Origin of the sequence: Hydrogenophaga sp. (assembly GCF_028698005.1) — a bacterium.
In the GTDB taxonomy this organism is placed as follows: domain Bacteria; phylum Pseudomonadota; class Gammaproteobacteria; order Burkholderiales; family Burkholderiaceae_C; genus Hydrogenophaga.
This window is the reverse complement of sequence record NZ_JAQVEJ010000058.1, coordinates 1-15,935: the sequence shown is the minus strand read 5'-3', so window position 1 is coordinate 15,935 and position 15,935 is coordinate 1. Positions and strand designations below refer to the sequence as shown.

Genomic DNA, 15,935 nt, shown 5'->3' with positions numbered 1-15,935 from the left:
GGCCCGCCTGCACACCGTGGGCGCCGCCGCGCCCTTCGCGCACCGGCCCGCGCTCGATGCCAACACCTTCCTGCGCGAACCCCGGCAGTGGCTGCTCGAGCACGAGGCCATCGCGCCGGAGGTGCGCGCCGCCTGGACACGCGCCTGCGACGAGGCCCTCTCACTGATCGAGGCCCATGCCGTGCTGCGGGGTGACGACGGCCCGGGCGGCATCGCGCGCCTGCGCCTGCACGGCGACTGCCACCCGGGCAACATCCTCTGGACGCCGGAGGACCAGCCTGGCGCGGGCCCGCACTTCGTCGACCTGGACGACGCCCGCACCGGCCCCGCCGTGCAGGATCTGTGGATGCTGCTCTCGGGTGAGCGCGCCCAGCGCAACCGGCAGCTCGGCGCCCTGCTCGATGGTTACGAGCAGGTGCGCGACTTCGATCGCCGCGAACTGGCCCTGATCGAGCCGCTGCGCACCCTGCGGCTGATCCACTACAGCGCCTGGATCGCCCGCCGCTGGGACGACCCGAGCTTCCCGCTCAACTTCCCCTGGTTCGGCAGCCGCGACTACTGGCAGGGCCAGGTGGACATGCTGACGGAACAGATCGAGGCGATGCAGGAAGCGCCGCTGGTGGCCTGATCCCCGCCGGGATTGCGCTTCACCCCCGGTTGCGGCATCCTCCATCCGGTCAGCCGGCGCATCCGGGCCGAGCCAGGCCATGCGCCGTTCATCGCCCTGCCAACCACGGGCCACACCAAGGAGATCGCCATGGCTTCCCTCGACAAAGTCCTTTACACCGCCCGTGCCCACACCACGGGCGGCCGCGACGGCGCCTCGCGCACCGACGACGGCCGGCTCGACGTCACCCTGTCCTCGCCCGGCACCTCCGGCACCGGCACCAACCCCGAACAGCTCTTTGCCGCCGGCTACTCGGCTTGCTTCATCGGTGCCATGAAGGCAGTGGCCGCCCGCCAGAAGCTGGCACTGCCCGCCGGCCTCTCGATCGACGCCGAAGTGGACCTGGGCCCCGTCGGCCAGGCCTACGGCATCGCCGCGCGCCTGAACGTGAGCCTGCCCGGCATGGACCGCGCCGCCGCCCAGGCGCTGGTGGACGCAGCCCACCAGGTCTGCCCGTATTCGAACGCCACGCGCGGCAACATCGACGTGACGCTGAACGTCAGCGTCTGATCCGACAACACCCGCAAACGACCAAGGCCTGCCGGCAGAAGCCGGACAGGCCTTGGTCGCCCGGATGCGCCTGTTCAGCCGCGCTTCTTGATCGTGCCGGAGAAATGGCGCTCACGCACCTTGCGCAGCGCACGGAACAGCACGGGCGGCATGTAATCCTGCGAAACGCGCCAGCGCACACCGCCGATATGCTCGTTGGGACGGGCCTTGAAGATGGTCGTGTGCGCGCCGTTCAGCTCCTCTTCCGGCCGGCCATTCGTGTAGTAGAACAGCGCCAGCGACTTGCGCGAATCGCCCTCGGGGCAGGTCAGCGGGTCGGGGTGGCCATGGAAGGTGTTGCTGGTCGGCGAGAAGATCGCCAGGCGGTTGAACACGGGCAGGATCTTGGCACCGCAATGGGTCACCTCCTGGTCCCACAACTCCAGGCTGCCGCCGTATTCCTCTTTCCAGTCCTTGTTCAGGTAAAGAATGACGTTGATGCGGCGGTCGAGGAAGTTCTCGTCGTGTTTGTTGAAGTCGGCATGCAACTTGAGCAGGCCGCCGCGCGGCGTCTGGTGCAGGCCGCCGCCACGCATGTGCGGGTCGGGGATCATGTTGGGGATGCCGGTGACCTTTTCCAGAAAGCGCAGAAACGGCGTGGAATTGAACTGGAACAGCATGTTGCGCGTGACCGGTCCGAACTGCCGTTCGTCCACACACACCAGTTTCTGTTCGGCCGGGCGCTGGTAGTTGTGCCACTCGATGTCACTGGGCTTGGGAAACTCGGCCAGCATGGCTTCCGCCACGTCCTCGGGCAGGAAGTTGTCGAAGGCCATGTGGTTGAACGGCGAGCCCTTGGCGTACTGCTCGGCCCCCTCAAGGGCCATGGCCTCGTAGCGAGGGTCGTCGAAAATGAAGCGGGTGCCAAAATCTGCAAGCTGCATGGAATCCTCTTTGGATGAATCGCCCGCCGCGCAGGGGCGCACGCGGGCAACAGCAGCCAGTATTCGGGAAGCGGCGGATTCCGTGGCCTGATACAGATCAAATCAAAAAAATAACGCCCCACAAAGGGGCGTTTTTGTTCATTTTTAACGGTAACTTAATCGATGGCGGCGGCCGGGCTGCACCGCGGCCGCCTTCGGGCCAGGCATTCGCTCAGGCCAGCAGCGCATTGACCCGCCGGACATAGGCCGCCGGGTCGTCGGGCAGGCCACCTTCGGCGAGCAGCGCCTGGTCGAACAGGATGTGGGCCAGGTCGTCGAAATGCGCCCCGCCGTCCTTGGCCGCGTCGAGCTTTCTGACCAGCGGATGCTCGGCATTCACCTCCAGGATGGGGTGGACCTCGGGCGCCTTCTGGCCAGCCTGCTTGAGCAGGCGGGCCAACTGGGTCGAATACTCGCCATCCTCCACGACCAGGCAGGCGGGTGAATCGACCAGGCGCGTGGTCACGCGCACGTCCTTGGCCTTGTCCTTGAGCACCTCCTTGAGCTTGTCGAGCACAGGCTTGAAGCTTTCCGCCGCCTGTTCAGCGGCCTTCTTTTCCTCTTCGTCCTGCAGGGCCCCCAGGTCCACCGCGCCCTTGGCCACGCTCTGCAGTGGCGTGCCGTCGAACTCGTGCAGGAAGGACAGCGCCCACTCGTCCACGCGATCGGTCATCAGCAGCACCTCGATGCCCTTCTTGCGGAAGATCTCCAGTTGCGGGCTGTTCTTGGCCGCGGCCAGGCTGTCGGCGGTGATGACGTAGATGGCGGTCTGGCCCTCCTTCATGCGCGCCTTGTAGTCGGCCAGGCTGACGCTCACGGTGTCGGTGGTGGTGCTGGCAAAGCGCAGCAGGCGGGCAATCTTGTCGCGGTTGGCGAAATCCTCGCCCAGGCCTTCCTTGAGCACGGCGCCGAACTCGGCGTAGAAGGCCGAGTACTTGCCCACCTGGGCCTTGTCTTCTTCACTGACCACGTCGGTCACGCCGTCGGCAGCTTCGGTGACCTCGGGCGCCTTGTCCTTTTTCGCCAGGTCCTCGAGCATGGCCAGCACGCGGCGCGTGTTGCCCTCGCGGATGGCCTTGACGTCGCGGCTTTCCTGCAGCAGCTCGCGGCTGACGTTCAGCGGCAGGTCGGCGGAATCGACCACGCCCTTGACCCAGCGCAGGTAGGACGGCATGAGTGCCTCGGCGTCGTCCATGATGAACACGCGCTTGACGTAGAGCTTCACGCCGGACTTGCGGTCGCGGTTCCACAGGTCCACCGGTGCCTTGGACGGGATGTACAGCAGTTGCGTGTACTCGGTGCTGCCTTCCACGCGGTTGTGGCTCCAGGCCAGCGGTGCCTCGCTGTCGTAGCTGATGGCCTTGTAGAAGTCGATGTACTGCTCGTCGCTGATGTCCTTCTTCGAGCGCGTCCACAGCGCGGACGCGGAGTTGACCGCCTCCCACTCGTCCTGGAGCACGTACTCGCCCTTGTCCTTGTCCCACTCCTCCTTGGGCATGAGGATGGGCAGGCTGATGTGGTCGGAGTAGCGACCGATGATCTGTTTGAGCTTCCAGTGGCTCAGGTACTCGGTGGCGTCCTCGCGCACGTGCAGGATCACGCTCGTGCCGCGCGCGGCGCGCTCGAGGGTCTCGACCTCGAAGTCGCCCGTGCCGCCGCTGGACCAGCGCACGCCTTCGGCCGCGGGCAGGCCGGCGCGGCGGCTTTCCACCGTGATGCGGTCGGCGACGATGAAGCCCGAATAGAAGCCCACGCCGAACTGGCCGATGAGCTGTGCGTCCTTCTTCTGGTCGCCCGAGAGGCGGCTCATGAAGTCGCGCGTGCCGCTCTTGGCGATCGTGCCCAGGTGTTCGACCGCCTCGGCCTGGCTCATGCCGATGCCGTTGTCGGTGATGGTGATGGTGCGCGCCTCCTTGTCGAAGGACACCCGGATTTCGAGGTTTGGCGCGTCCTCGTACAGCTCGGGCTTGTCCAGCGCCTCGAAACGCAGCTTGTCACACGCGTCGGAAGCGTTGGACACCAGCTCGCGCAGGAAGATTTCCTTGTTGGAGTACAGCGAATGCGTCACCAGGTGAAGCAGTTGCGCCACCTCGGCCTGGAAAGAAAGGGTTTGCTTGCTCATGCTCGACGAATGTTCTGCGATTGGGAAACGGGAGCTGCGCCATCCTGCGCAGCGGCGGGGCACGGGCTGCGGCCCCGGCGAGCCCGCAATTATGGGCGGACCGCCTGTTTTCAAGACCCGGCACGGCCGGCATACGCGGCCATGCCGGCCGCCAGATGGTCGAACACCAGCCGCACGCGGCGGCTGGTCCGCAGGTCCTCGTGCATGGCGATCCAGACCTCGAGGCCGAACATCACCGCCTCCGGCAGCACCGGCACCAGGTCCGGATCGTGCGCCGCCAGCGCCAGGTGGCAGGCCCCGATGCCCAGCCCGGCCTTGACGGCCATGAGCTGCGCCACGTCGCTGTCGCAGCGGAGGCTGAAATCCTCGCGCGACAGGTGCCGGCCACCGATGGCAAGACCCGCCAGCCGCGCCTCGTCGCGGTCGATGCCGATCAGTGCGTGCCCGAGCGCCTCCTCCGGCGTCTGCGGCGTGCCGTGGGCGGCGAGGTAGCGGCGGTGCGCGAACAGACCCACCCGCACCGTGCCCGCATGCCGGGCCACCAGGGCCTCCTGCGTCGGCCGCGCCATGCGCACCGCCACGTCGGCCTCGCGGCGCAGCAGATCCTCGTTGCGGTCGGACAGCGCCAGCTCGAGGACGATCCCGGGGTGCTGTGCGCGCAGATCCGCCAGCAGCGGCGGCAGCACCCAGGTGCCGACCATCTCGCTGGCCGTGATGCGCACCGTGCCCCGCGCCGCGTCCTGTTCACCCGAGGCGGTGCGCAGCAGCGACTCGGCTGCCAACGCCATCGCGCGCGCCTGCGGCACCAGCGACAGCGCCAGCGGGGTGGGCGCCAGCCCGTGGCGCGAGCGCGTGAACAGCGGCGCGCCCAGCCCCGCCTCCAGCGCATCAACGTGCCGCCCCACGGTCGGCTGCGTCAGCGCCAACGCGCGCGCGGCGGCCGACAGGCTGCCTGTGTCCAGCACGGTGAGGAAGCTGCGCCAGTGGTCCCAGCTGTGCACGGCGTTATTCATACATTTTTGTATGGATCAAAAACAAGATTCGGCAATTTTCAATCAACAAAAGCCCGCGTATCGTGCCGGTCATCGATCAACCACGAACCGGAGAAATCTCATGCACCTGCTGTGGTGGGCCGCCCTGGCCCTGGCGGTGGCAGCCGCCGCCCTTGTGTTCGCGCCGCGTGCCGAACTCGTGACCCGCACGACGATCGCCGCGTCCCGCGACCAGGTCTGGGCCTGGCTGGGCCGGCCGGCCAGCTACCGCGACTGGAACCCGTTCCTCGTCTCGATGGAGGGCGAACTCGTCGAAGGTCGGCGCATCGTCAACGTGATGCACCCGGCACGGGGCAGGCCCATGCGCTTTGCCCCCACCGTGCTGCGTGCCGAGCCGGCGCGCGAGCTGCGCTGGCTCGGCCGGCTGGGGCTGCCCCGCCTGTTCGACGGCGAGCACTATTTCGTGCTGGAGCCCCTGACCGACGGCGGCACCCTACTGGTTCACGGCGAAATCTTCCGCGGCGTGCTGTTGTGGTTCATCGACGTGCAGCGCTTCCGCGGCGACTTCGAACGGCTGAACGCGGCGCTCAAGCAACAGGCCGAGGCAAGCGCCGCCGCATGAGCCTGCGAGGGCGCTGCCAGCAAGATCGCCGCGCTTTTGTTACGCTGTGGCCCGCTGCCAGGCCGCTCCCGCATGTCGCGTCAACGGCCCGGCACGCGTGGATCACTCCAACAACGCCACAACCGCCATATCAGATCATGACCATGAAGCTCTATTACTCGCCCGGCGCCTGCTCGCTGTCGCCGCACATCGCGCTGGAAGAATCGGGCCTGCCCTACGAGGCCATCCTGGCCCCGACCAAGACCAAGGTGCTGCCCGACGGTTCCGACTTCCGCCAGGTCAACCCGCTGGGCTACGTGCCCTACCTGGTGCTCGACGACGGCACCGGCCTGCGCGAAGGCCCGGCCATCGTGCAGTACATCGCCGACCAGGCCCCCGGGAAGAAGCTGGCCCCGGCCAACGGCACCCTGGCCCGCTACCAGCTGCAAAGCTGGCTCAACTTCATCGGCACCGAGCTGCACAAGGGCTTCGGTCCGCTGTTCAACCCCGCGGTGGGCGACGACGCCAAGGCCGTGTTCAAGGCCAAGCTGCTCGAGCGCCTGACCTGGGTCGATGGCGAGCTGGCTGGCAAGACCTGGCTGACGGGCGAGGACTTCACGGTCGCCGACGGCTACCTGTTCACCGTCACCAACTGGACCAGGCCGATGGCCATCGATATCAGCGGCCTGAAGAACCTGGTGGCCTGGCGCGAGCGCGTCGCCGCCCGCCCGGCCGTGCAGGCCGCGATGAAGGCCGAAGGCCTGATTTGAGGACAGGACGGTCGGCCCCGATGCACGCCCGACCGTCGCGGGGGTGTACCGGCCAAAGGTCCGCCTCCTGTGGACGCGCGGTATCGGCCGGCCCTCAGGCCATGGTCATCAGTGGCGCATTGCCGCCGGCGGCGGCGGTATTGGTGCTGATGACCTGCTCATGGCTCAGGGCGGCCAGGTCGTAGCCGACCCCCGCGACCAGCGCCTCGCTGCTGCGGCTGTCGATGCGCACGATGGCGCCATCGCGGGCCATCACTCGGGTGTTCACGCGCTGCAGCGCTGCTGCGTCGCCCTCGAAAAGGAGCGCGGCCATCGGACTGTCCGGGTCGTCCAGGCTGGCGTCATCGGCGTCGTGAAGCCCGCCCTCCGCCGCATCCCCCAGCGCATGACGCAAGGCCTGCCACGCGGCAGCGCAGCCGCCGTCGCCTTCCGGCAGCACCACGTGGCAGGGATTGCCGCTGGCCAGTGCGGCCGCCACCTGGTGCACCAGGCCCAGCGGCGTGCGCGGCAGCGCCCACACCGGACCGCGCGGCAGCAGACGGTAGCGGTTGCTCTCGCCCGTCGGCCCGGGCAACAGCAGGCTGCAGCCCAGGCGTGTGCCGGTGAGCGCCACGCCGCAGACCGAGCGCACCGGCACCCTCTCCAGGCCCGGCAGCACGGCCTGCTGCAGGCGGTGCAGACGTTGCAGCGCAGGCTGGGGCGGTGACTCCTCGGTGCGCGGCAGCGCGGCCAGCGCAACGTTGGGCGGGCCTTGCACCAGGCGGTACAGGTACAGCGGTCCCCCGGCCTTGGGGCCGCTGCCCGACAGGCCCATGCCGCCGAAAGGCTGCACCCCCACCACGGCACCGATCATGTTGCGGTTGACGTAGATATTGCCGGCACGGATGCGACGCGCGAGGTGTTCGATGGTTTCGTCGATGCGGCTGTGCACACCGAAGGTCAGGCCATAGCCGCTGGCGTTGATGTCGTCCACCAGCGCGTCCAGTTGCTCTCGCTGGAAACGCACCACATGCAGCACCGGGCCGAACACCTCACGCGTGAGACGCCGCGGGCTGTCGATCTCGATGATGGCCGGCGCCACGAAATGGCCGTTGCGCGCACCTTCGTCGCGCCCGACACGGGTGACCTTCATGCCGGCCTTCTCCATCGCCGCCAGGTGCGCCTCGATCTGCGCGCGCGCCGCCCCGTCGATCACCGGCCCGATATCGGTGCTCTGGCGATCGGGGTTGCCCAGCGTCCACTCCTGGAGCGCCTCTCGCAGCATGGCCAGCTGGCGTTCAGCCACATCTTCCTGCAGGCACAGCAGGCGCAGGGCCGAGCAACGCTGTCCCGCCGAGTCGAAGGCCGAGGTCAGCACATCGCCCACAACCTGCTCGGCCAGCGCCGAGGAATCCACGATCATGGCATTCTGGCCGCCGGTCTCGGCGATCAGGGGGATGGGCTGCCCGGTGGGCGAAAGGCGCTGCGCCAGTTGGCGCGCGATGAGGCGCGCCACTTCGGTCGAGCCGGTGAACACCACACCGGCCACCTGCGGGTGTGCCACCAGCGCCGCGCCCACGGTCTCGCCGCGCCCCGGCACCAGTTGCAGTGCGTCGCGCGGCACGCCCGCCTCGTGCAGGATGTCGACCATGGCCGCGGCCGTCAGCGGCGTTTGCTCGGCGGGCTTGGACAGCACCGTGTTGCCCGCCGCCAGCGCGGCGGCCACCTGGCCGCAGAAGATGGCCAGCGGGAAGTTCCACGGGCTGATGGCCAGCACCACGCCCAGCGGGCGTTCGCGTGCATTGTCGAAGCGCTCGGCCACCTGCTGTCCGTAGTAGCACAGGAAATCCACGGCCTCGCGGATCTCGGCCACCGCGTTGGGCAGTGTCTTGCCCGCCTCACGCACGATCAGCCCCATGAGCATCTGCCCGCGCTGCTCCAGCAGGTCGGCCGCGCGCGCCAGCACATCCCCCCGGGCGACCGGTGACGTGCCGGCCCAGTTGGGGGCGCCCCGGACCGCGCGCTCGACGGCGGCACCGGCGCGTTCCTCGCTGGCCTCGCAGACCCAGCCCACGATGTCCTGCCACTGCGCCGGGTTGCGCACCTCACGCCAGCCCGGCGTCTGCGCAGGTGCGGCCGGCCGTGGCACATCGGCCGGCGCGGCCAGCCACGCCTGCTCCGCGCTGTGCAGCAACGCCGCGGCCAGCGCGGCCAGCTGCTGCTCGTGCGCCAGGTTCATGCCGCGCGAGTTAGGTCGGGACCGCGCCTGTGCACCCGCACCCGCGAACAGATCACCTGGCAGGGGAAGGCGCGGATGAGGGGCGCCCAGCCGATCCTCTTGCCGCGCCAGGCGCAGGACCTCGTCCACCGGGTCGGATACCAGCTCGTCGACGGACACCTGGTGGTCACCGAGGCGGTTGACAAACGAGGTGTTGGCGCCGTTTTCCAGCAGCCGTCGGACCAGATAGGCCAGCAGCGTCTCGTGGCTGCCCACGGGCGCGTAGATGCGGCAAGGCCGCGCGAGCCCGCCTTCCGATGCCGGCCGGATCACCTGCAGATACAGGGGCTCCCCCATCCCGTGCAGGCACTGGAACTCGTATTGCCCGCTGTCGTAGTCGCCGCCCACCGTCCGGGCCATGTGGTAGATGCTGGCCAGGGTCTGGGCGTTGTGCGTGGCGAACTGGGGATAGACGGCCCCGGGCGCTTCCAGCAGCTTGCGCGCGCAGGCCAGGTAACTCACGTCGGTGTGCACCTTGCGTGTGTAGACGGGATAGCCGGGCAGCCCGTCGATCTGGGCACGCTTGATCTCGCCGTCCCAGTAGGCGCCCTTGACCAGGCGCACCATCAGGCGCCGGCGGCTGCGCCGCGCCAGGTCGATGATGAAGTCGATCACCTGCGGGCAGCGCTTCTGGTACGCCTGCACCACGAAGCCGATGCCGTTCCACCCCCCGAGGCCGGGTGCCGCGCACAGCGCCTCCAGCAGGTCCAGCGACAGCTCCAGGCGGTCGGCCTCCTCGGCGTCGATGGTCAGGCCGATGTCGTACCGCCTGGCCAGCTCCGCCAGGTGCAGCAGGCGCGGCAGCAATTCGCCCATCACGCGCTCGTACTGCGCGCGGCTGTAGCGCGGGTGCAGCGCCGACAGCTTGATCGAGATGCCCGGCCCCTGGTAGATGCCGCGCCCGCCCGAGGCCGCACCGATGGCATGGATGGCCTGCTCGTACGCCTGCAGATAGCGCCTGGCATCCTTTTCGGTGGTGGCCGCTTCGCCCAGCATGTCGTAGCTGTAGCGAAACCCCTGTTTCTCGTGGCTGCGGCTGTTCGCCAGCGCCCCGGCGATGTCCTGGCCGGTCACGAACTGCTCGCCCATCAGCTTCATGGCATGGTGCACACCCTGACGGATCAGCGGCTCTCCCCCTCTGCCGATGACGCGGGTGAGCGCCGCCGACAGGCGACCCTCGCTGCTGGTGCTGGTGAGCCTGCCCGTCAGCACCAGCCCCCAGGTGGCCGCATTGACGAACAGCGACGGCGAGCGGCCCAGGTGCGACTTCCAGTCGCCCTGGCTGATCTTGTCGCGGATGAGGGCATCGCGAGTGGCCTTGTCGGGGATGCGCAGCAGTGCCTCGGCCAGGCACATCAGCGCCACGCCCTCCTGGCTGGACAGCGAGAACTCCTGCACCAGCGCCGCCACGCCACGGGTCACGGGTGCCTCGCGCAGGCCCCGCACGAGGCGGGCCGCCAGCGCGCGCACCTGGCCTGCCTGCTGCGCATCGCCCACGCGCGCCAGGCTCAGCAGCGCCGGCACGCATTCCTCCTCCGGCCGGTGCCAGGCCGAGGTGATGGCCGCGCGCAGCGTCGTCTGCGGCAGCACCGACCGCGCAAAGTGCAGGAAGGGTGTGGCCTTCCCGGCATCGCGTGGCATCTTCTCCACGGCCACCGTCTCCACACCCGTCCCGGTGGCACCGGTTCAGTAATGCACGACGCTACGGATCGACTTGCCTTCGTGCATCAGCTCGAAGGCCTCGTTGATCTCGGTCAGCGGCATGGTGTGGGTCACGAACGGGGCCAGCTGGATCTTGCCGGCCATCGCGTCCTCCACCATGCCCGGCAGCTCGGAGCGGCCCTTGACGCCACCGAAGGCCGTGCCCATCCACTTGCGGCCCGTCACGAGCTGGAACGGCCGCGTGGCGATCTCCTGCCCCGCGCCGGCCACGCCGATGATCACGCTCTGGCCCCAGCCGCGGTGCGCGCATTCGAGCGCCGCACGCATCACGTTGACGTTGCCGATGCACTCGAACGAGTGGTCCACGCCCCAGCCCGTCATCTCGACGATGACCTGCTGGATCGGCTTGTCGTAATCCTTGGGATTGACGCAGTCGGTGGCGCCGAAGGTGCGCGCCAGATCGAACTTGCCCGGATTGGTGTCGATGGCAATGATGCGCCCGGCCTTGGCCAGCTTGGCGCCCTGGATCACGGCCAGACCGATGCCGCCCAGACCGAACACCGCGACGCTGTCGCCTTCCTGCACCTTGGCCGTGTTCTTCACCGCGCCCAGGCCCGTGGTCACGCCGCAGCCCAGCAGGCACACCTGCTCGGGGTTGGCATCGGGGCTGACCTTGGCCAGCGACACCTCGGCCACCACGGTGTATTCGCTGAAGGTGGAGCAACCCATGTAGTGGTAGATCGGCTCGCCGTTGTAGGAAAAGCGCGTCGTGCCGTCGGGCATCAGGCCCTTGCCCTGGGTGGCGCGCACGGCCACGCACAGGTTGGTCTTGCCGCTTTTACAGAACAGGCACTCGCCGCATTCGGCGGTGTACAGCGGAATCACGTGGTCGCCGGGTTTGACCGAGGTGACACCCTCGCCCACCTCCACCACGATGCCGGCGCCCTCGTGGCCCAGCACCGCCGGGAACACGCCCTCGGGGTCGTCACCGCTGAGCGTGAAGGCGTCGGTGTGGCAGACACCGGTGTGGGTGATCCTGACGAGCACCTCGCCCTTTTTCGGCGGCGCGACGTCGATCTCGACGATCTGCAGGGGTTCTCCGGCCTTGAAGGCAACGGCGGCGCGGGATTTCATGGTCGATCTCCTTGTGTGGGTGTGGTCGATGAGGGTGAAGGGGTGTTGTCGGCGCCTTCAGCGCAGGTAGGAGCGCACCAGCGCCAGCGTCTCGTCGATGGCCGCCTGGCGCTGCGCGTCGGACGCCGGCTGCGCCAGGCCCTCGCGCAGGTGGCTTTCCAGCACGCCGGCCATGAGGCCGTTGACCGCACCGCGCACGGCCGCGATCTGCTGCAGCACGGGGCCGCAGTCGGCGCCCTGCTCCAGCGCCTTTTCCAGCGCGTCGATCTGGCCACGCAGGCGGCGCACACGCGTCAGCACGCGCTTTTTTTCCTCTGGCGAATGCGGCATGGCATGACCCCGAACAATACTGGGGTGCAGTATATCCAGGCATCCGCCGCCGGTCCACGCCCGGCCGGCGTTTGTCTATCCGGAACTCAGAAACGCTCGTCCGGCCGCAGGTAGCGCCACTGCCCGAGCGGCAGGTTGCCCAGCACCACCCGCCCCATGCGGATGCGCTTGAGCCCCACCACGTGCAGTCCCACCTGCTCGCACATGCGCCGGATCTGGCGTTTCTTGCCTTCCCGGAGCACGAAGCGCAGTTGCTCCGGGTTCTGCCATTCGACCTGGGCCGGCTTGAGCGGCCGCTCGTCCAGGCTCAGGCCGTGGCGCAGCAGCGCGATGCGCTCGGGCGGCACCACCTGCTGGACGTCCTGGCTCACGACACCCTCGCCCCGGGGCCCGTTGGGCGCCCACTGCACGCGCACCAGGTACTCCTTCTCGATGTCCGAGTCCTCGCCAATGAGCGCGCGCGCCACGCGCCCGTCCTGCGTCAGCACCAGCAGGCCCGTGGAATCGATGTCCAGCCGGCCGGCGGGCGCCAGGCCGCGCGCATGCCCGGGTTGCCACCGGGGGCTCTGGCGGATGAACGGGTCGCCGCGCCACTGCTTGTCGGGCCTGATGAGCACGGCCGCACTCTCGTGCCCGTCCTCGGGCTGGCCACTCACGTAGCCCACCGGCTTGTGCAGCAGGATGGTCACGCGCGCGTCCTGGCGCTGCGTCGCGGCCGGCTGCACCTCGACCCGGTCGGCCTCGGACACCGTCTGGCCCATCTGCGCCGTTGCGCCGTTGACGCGGACCCAGCCGCGCTCTATCCACTCGTCGGCCTCTCGCCGCGAGCACAGACCCAGATCGGCCAGCCGCTTGTTCAGCCGCAGGCCGGTGCCCGCCGGTCGCGCCGGCGCCGGTGCCGGTGCCCGCCGTGGCGCGGGTGCGCCGGCGCGCGGCCGGGCCGCACGCGACTCGCCTGCCTGGGTCGGTGGGCGGCGCACCCCCGCCCCCTGGGGTGCCGGGCGGCGCGACCCGGCGGACGCGGCCGCATCGCGTTCACGCGGCGGGCGGCTGCGGCCCGGCTCCCCGCCCCGGCCCCCGGCTTCGCCATCGCGGCCGGGTGCCAGTGACCGGGCCGCCCAGGCGGCTTCCCGCGCGGCGCGCTCGGCCTGCACCTCCGACAGGGGGCGCGCGCGCGCCGGGCCGCGCGGTCGCACGGGCGGCCGCCGCGAAGGCGCCGGAGCGTCGCCGTCGGCGGCACGGGGTTTGAGTTGCAGGGTGGATTTCTTCGGGGATGGATCGCTCATCCCGGCATCATCCCACGACCGCGCACCGCCGTGTCGGGCTAGAGCTGGCCGGAGCGCAGCGCCTGCAGGTCGAGCACGCGCAGGCCACCGTACTCCACCCGTATCCAGCCCCTGGCCGCCAGCGTATTGAGCGCCTCGTTCACCCGCTGGCGCGACAGGCCGACGAGGTAGGCCAGCTCCTGTTGCGTGATGCGCAGCACCCCGCCCACGTTGGGCGCGAACAGGGGATGGAACAGCGCCGCGAGGTTGCGCGCCACGCGCAGGTCGGGGTTGTTGATGCGGTCGATTTCGCGCGCGGCGATGAACTGACCGAGGCGCTCATTGAGGTGGTTCATCACAAAGCGGTTGAAGCCCAGCGAGCGGTCCAGCAGCCAGTGGAAGGTGTCCACCGGCAGGCCGGCCACGCGGCTCTTGCGCAGCGCCTGGATGTTGTAGCGGTAGTGCTCGCGCTTGATCACCGTGCCTTCGCCGAACCAGCCGCCGGGCGCCACGCCGGTGAAGGTGATGACCGCCCCCTGCGAGTCGTCGTTGCTCATCTTGAGCAGACCTTCGAGCAGACCGAACCAGTAGGTGACCGGCCGGCCGATACGGCAGATGTACTCGCCAGGCCGGATGTCACCCACGACCAGGGCCGCCTTGACCCTCTCGCGCTCTTCGTCATCCAGGGTCGACAGCCAGGGGATGCCGTCCAGGTCGGCCGGTTGCGGCGGCTGCGCCGCACCCAGGATGTCGGACCCGGACCGGGTGGATGCGAAGGGGTTCATGGTCGTCTGCACAGGGAGGGATCGGCACAGCGTGCGCGCTACAGTTGGGACTCGATCGGCAGCCGGGTCAGCACCCGCGTCAGCGCGCGCTGGAACCAGCCGGCATGGGGCTCTGCATCCCAGACCTTGCCCGCCACGCCATCGTGCCAGCGCAGCGCTTCGCCCGCCAGCGACAGCCGGTAGCTGTCGGAGGGGTGCGCCGCGGCGTCGAACATGCGGCGCAGCTCGCCGGCCAGGCCCGGATGCGAGAACATCACGCCCATTTCGGTGTTCAGGTAGGCCGAGCGCGGATCGAAGTTGAACGAGCCGACGAAGCCACGCTCGCCATCGACCACGAAGGACTTGGTGTGCAGGCTCGCGCCGCCCGCCGACGGCCGGGCTTGTCCGGGCCGCACCGCCGACGCGCCCGAGCCCAGCAGGCCGGGCCGGGCCCGCGATGCGGGCGAGCGCCGCATCTCCCAGAGCTTCACGCCCGACTGGAGCAGGGGCTTGCGGTAGCCCATGTAGCCGGCGTGCACCACGGGCACGTCGGTGGCCGAGAGCGAATTGGTCACGATGCCCACGTCCACCCCCCGCGCGGCCTGTCCCGCGAACAGCAGCGAACCCGAGCTGCCGGGCACGAAATAGGGCGAGATCACGCGCACCTCGTGACGGGCGGAAAACAGCATCGACAGCACGTCGTACATCAGCCAGCGCTCGGGCGCGCGCCGTGCCGCAATGGCCGCCGCCTTCTGCGGCGGATCCGACAGCACGCGCAGGTCATCGACGCGGTACAGGGGGGTGGCCGACAGGGGGGACACACGCTCCCGCAGCAGCGCCCCGCCCGCCAGCGCCTGCATGTAGGCCGAGGCCCGCGCCTGCTCGCGCCAGGCCGCGCGCGAGCGCGCCAGCAGGGCGGGCTCGGGCCTGGCACGGTCGCCGTGCAGCGCGCGCAGCGGGATGACCTCGGCACTGTTCCAGAACTGGTCGAAGATGCGGCTGGCCTGGCGCACGCCGTCGCCCACGAGCAGCAGGTCGGCATCGTGGAAGTTGGTGCTGTCCGAGGCGTCGAAGTACTCGTCGCCGATGTTGCGGCCGCCCACGAGGGCCACGCGGTTGTCTGCGATCCAGGCCTTGTTGTGCATGCGCCGGTTGGTGCTGACCAGGCGCAACGCCATCTCCAGCGCGCGCCGCAGGGCGGTGTTGCGGTTGCGCGCGGGATTGAACAGCCGCACCTCCAGGTTGGGCAGCGCATCCATGGCCAGCAGCACGTCGTCGCGCCCGGCGCCGTTCATGTCGTCGATCAGCATGCGCACGCGCACGCCGCGCTCGGCGGCCGAGATCAGCGCCTCCTTGAGCAGGCGCCCGGTCAGGTCGTCGTGCCAGATGTAGTACTGCACGTCGAGGCTGCGCCCGGCCTCGCGCGCCGCCAGCGCCCGCAGGACGAAGGCATCGAGGTTGCGCGTGACCAGCGCGGCGCCGCTGGCGCCGCCCAGTCTTTCATCCCAGGGTGCCAGCAACGCATCCAGCGCGGTCTGGTCGGACTGCACCGGCAGGGCCTCGCTCGGCGCGCCCTGGGCGCGGCGGGCGAACTCGCCCCACAGCCACATGGACAGCGACGACAGCAGCAGCAGACCCAGGACGGTCAGGGCGACCCAGTGCACGGTTCTCATGCAGGCAGTTTACGCATCCGGCAGGCCGGCCCCGCGCCGCGTCGCACCGCATGTGACCTAGGGAAAGTCCCATCAGGGATGGCCCTTTGATTGTCGTCACACCGACAACACGGCGTCAAACATCGCGCCTACCATGCACGCATACCGGATCAGGCATGGTGCCCTCATGAGGCACCGGCACCAGGAGACGACAACATGCAAAGCACCTTCCCCCGGCTGCTGCTGG

Annotated in this window: 12 protein-coding genes and 1 pseudogene; 4 read left to right on the top strand and 9 right to left on the bottom strand. The window is 69.4% G+C overall.

The window, feature by feature from the left end:
• The coding region (locus PHQ87_RS07940) for a serine/threonine protein kinase (protein WP_300232828.1) at positions 1–628 on the top strand (628 nt) is incomplete at its 5' end.
• A 129-nt stretch (positions 629–757) separates the two neighbouring features.
• The gene (locus tag PHQ87_RS07935; RefSeq protein ID WP_300232826.1) at positions 758–1,177 is read left to right on the top strand and encodes an organic hydroperoxide resistance protein; all 420 of its coding nucleotides are present in this window, start codon (positions 758–760) and stop codon (positions 1,175–1,177) included.
• A gap of 74 nt (positions 1,178–1,251) precedes the next feature.
• Here the strand turns inward: PHQ87_RS07935 and PHQ87_RS07930 are convergent, their stop codons facing one another.
• From PHQ87_RS07930 to PHQ87_RS07920, 3 genes are all read right to left on the bottom strand, one after another.
• Entirely contained in the window at positions 1,252–2,100 is an 849-nt protein-coding gene (locus PHQ87_RS07930; protein ID WP_300232824.1) for a 2OG-Fe(II) oxygenase, read from the bottom strand.
• A 211-nt stretch (positions 2,101–2,311) separates the two neighbouring features.
• The gene (gene htpG, locus PHQ87_RS07925; protein WP_300232823.1) at positions 2,312–4,261 is read right to left on the bottom strand and encodes a molecular chaperone HtpG; all 1,950 of its coding nucleotides are present in this window, start codon (positions 4,259–4,261) and stop codon (positions 2,312–2,314) included.
• Positions 4,262–4,371: 110 nt separating this feature from the next.
• The gene (locus PHQ87_RS07920) at positions 4,372–5,274 is read right to left on the bottom strand and encodes a LysR family transcriptional regulator (RefSeq protein WP_300232821.1); all 903 of its coding nucleotides are present in this window, start codon (positions 5,272–5,274) and stop codon (positions 4,372–4,374) included.
• Between the two features lie 100 nt (positions 5,275–5,374).
• On the opposite strand from PHQ87_RS07920, the gene PHQ87_RS07915 reads away from it, so the two are divergent.
• Together PHQ87_RS07915 and gstA are read left to right on the top strand one after the other, a co-directional pair.
• Positions 5,375–5,875 (top strand): SRPBCC domain-containing protein, encoded by a 501-nt coding sequence (locus PHQ87_RS07915; protein WP_300232819.1) that lies wholly within the window; start codon positions 5,375–5,377, stop codon positions 5,873–5,875.
• 143 nt (positions 5,876–6,018) lie between these two features.
• Positions 6,019–6,624 (top strand): glutathione transferase GstA, encoded by a 606-nt coding sequence (gene gstA, locus PHQ87_RS07910; RefSeq protein ID WP_300232817.1) that lies wholly within the window; start codon positions 6,019–6,021, stop codon positions 6,622–6,624.
• Positions 6,625–6,718: 94 nt separating this feature from the next.
• On the opposite strand, the pseudogene putA reads toward gstA, so the two are convergent.
• The 6 genes and pseudogenes from putA to PHQ87_RS07880 all read right to left on the bottom strand — a co-directional run.
• A pseudogene (gene putA / locus PHQ87_RS07905) lies at positions 6,719–10,567 on the bottom strand (trifunctional transcriptional regulator/proline dehydrogenase/L-glutamate gamma-semialdehyde dehydrogenase); the annotation flags it as partial.
• Positions 10,568–11,677 carry an S-(hydroxymethyl)glutathione dehydrogenase/class III alcohol dehydrogenase gene (locus PHQ87_RS07900; RefSeq protein WP_300232815.1) on the bottom strand — a complete coding sequence of 370 codons (1,110 nt, stop codon included), beginning with the start codon at positions 11,675–11,677 and terminating at the stop codon, positions 10,568–10,570.
• A 57-nt stretch (positions 11,678–11,734) separates the two neighbouring features.
• Entirely contained in the window at positions 11,735–12,007 is a 273-nt protein-coding gene (frmR, locus tag PHQ87_RS07895; protein ID WP_300232813.1) for a formaldehyde-responsive transcriptional repressor FrmR, read from the bottom strand.
• An 86-nt stretch (positions 12,008–12,093) separates the two neighbouring features.
• Positions 12,094–13,293 (bottom strand): pseudouridine synthase, encoded by a 1,200-nt coding sequence (locus PHQ87_RS07890; RefSeq protein WP_366524447.1) that lies wholly within the window; start codon positions 13,291–13,293, stop codon positions 12,094–12,096.
• A gap of 38 nt (positions 13,294–13,331) precedes the next feature.
• Positions 13,332–14,057, bottom strand: coding sequence for a Crp/Fnr family transcriptional regulator (locus tag PHQ87_RS07885; RefSeq protein WP_300232812.1), 726 nt, complete (start codon positions 14,055–14,057; stop codon positions 13,332–13,334).
• A 38-nt stretch (positions 14,058–14,095) separates the two neighbouring features.
• Positions 14,096–15,709 (bottom strand): phospholipase D family protein, encoded by a 1,614-nt coding sequence (locus PHQ87_RS07880; protein ID WP_300232810.1) that lies wholly within the window; start codon positions 15,707–15,709, stop codon positions 14,096–14,098.
• Between the last annotated feature and the right edge of the window lie 226 nt (positions 15,710–15,935).

Excerpts from the sequence above, each read along its gene's own strand:
- PHQ87_RS07935 (WP_300232826.1), top strand. The coding sequence starts at position 758 with ATGGCTTCCCTCGACAAAGTCCTTTACACCGCCCGTGCCCACACCACG.
- PHQ87_RS07930 (WP_300232824.1), bottom strand. The coding sequence starts at position 2,100 with ATGCAGCTTGCAGATTTTGGCACCCGCTTCATTTTCGACGACCCTCGC.
- htpG (WP_300232823.1), bottom strand. The coding sequence starts at position 4,261 with ATGAGCAAGCAAACCCTTTCTTTCCAGGCCGAGGTGGCGCAACTGCTT.
- PHQ87_RS07920 (WP_300232821.1), bottom strand. The coding sequence starts at position 5,274 with ATGAATAACGCCGTGCACAGCTGGGACCACTGGCGCAGCTTCCTCACC.
- PHQ87_RS07915 (WP_300232819.1), top strand. The coding sequence starts at position 5,375 with ATGCACCTGCTGTGGTGGGCCGCCCTGGCCCTGGCGGTGGCAGCCGCC.
- gstA (WP_300232817.1), top strand. The coding sequence starts at position 6,019 with ATGAAGCTCTATTACTCGCCCGGCGCCTGCTCGCTGTCGCCGCACATC.
- PHQ87_RS07900 (WP_300232815.1), bottom strand. The coding sequence starts at position 11,677 with ATGAAATCCCGCGCCGCCGTTGCCTTCAAGGCCGGAGAACCCCTGCAG.
- frmR (WP_300232813.1), bottom strand. The coding sequence starts at position 12,007 with ATGCCGCATTCGCCAGAGGAAAAAAAGCGCGTGCTGACGCGTGTGCGC.
- PHQ87_RS07890 (WP_366524447.1), bottom strand. The coding sequence starts at position 13,293 with ATGAGCGATCCATCCCCGAAGAAATCCACCCTGCAACTCAAACCCCGT.
- PHQ87_RS07885 (WP_300232812.1), bottom strand. The coding sequence starts at position 14,057 with ATGAACCCCTTCGCATCCACCCGGTCCGGGTCCGACATCCTGGGTGCG.
- PHQ87_RS07880 (WP_300232810.1), bottom strand. The coding sequence starts at position 15,709 with ATGAGAACCGTGCACTGGGTCGCCCTGACCGTCCTGGGTCTGCTGCTG.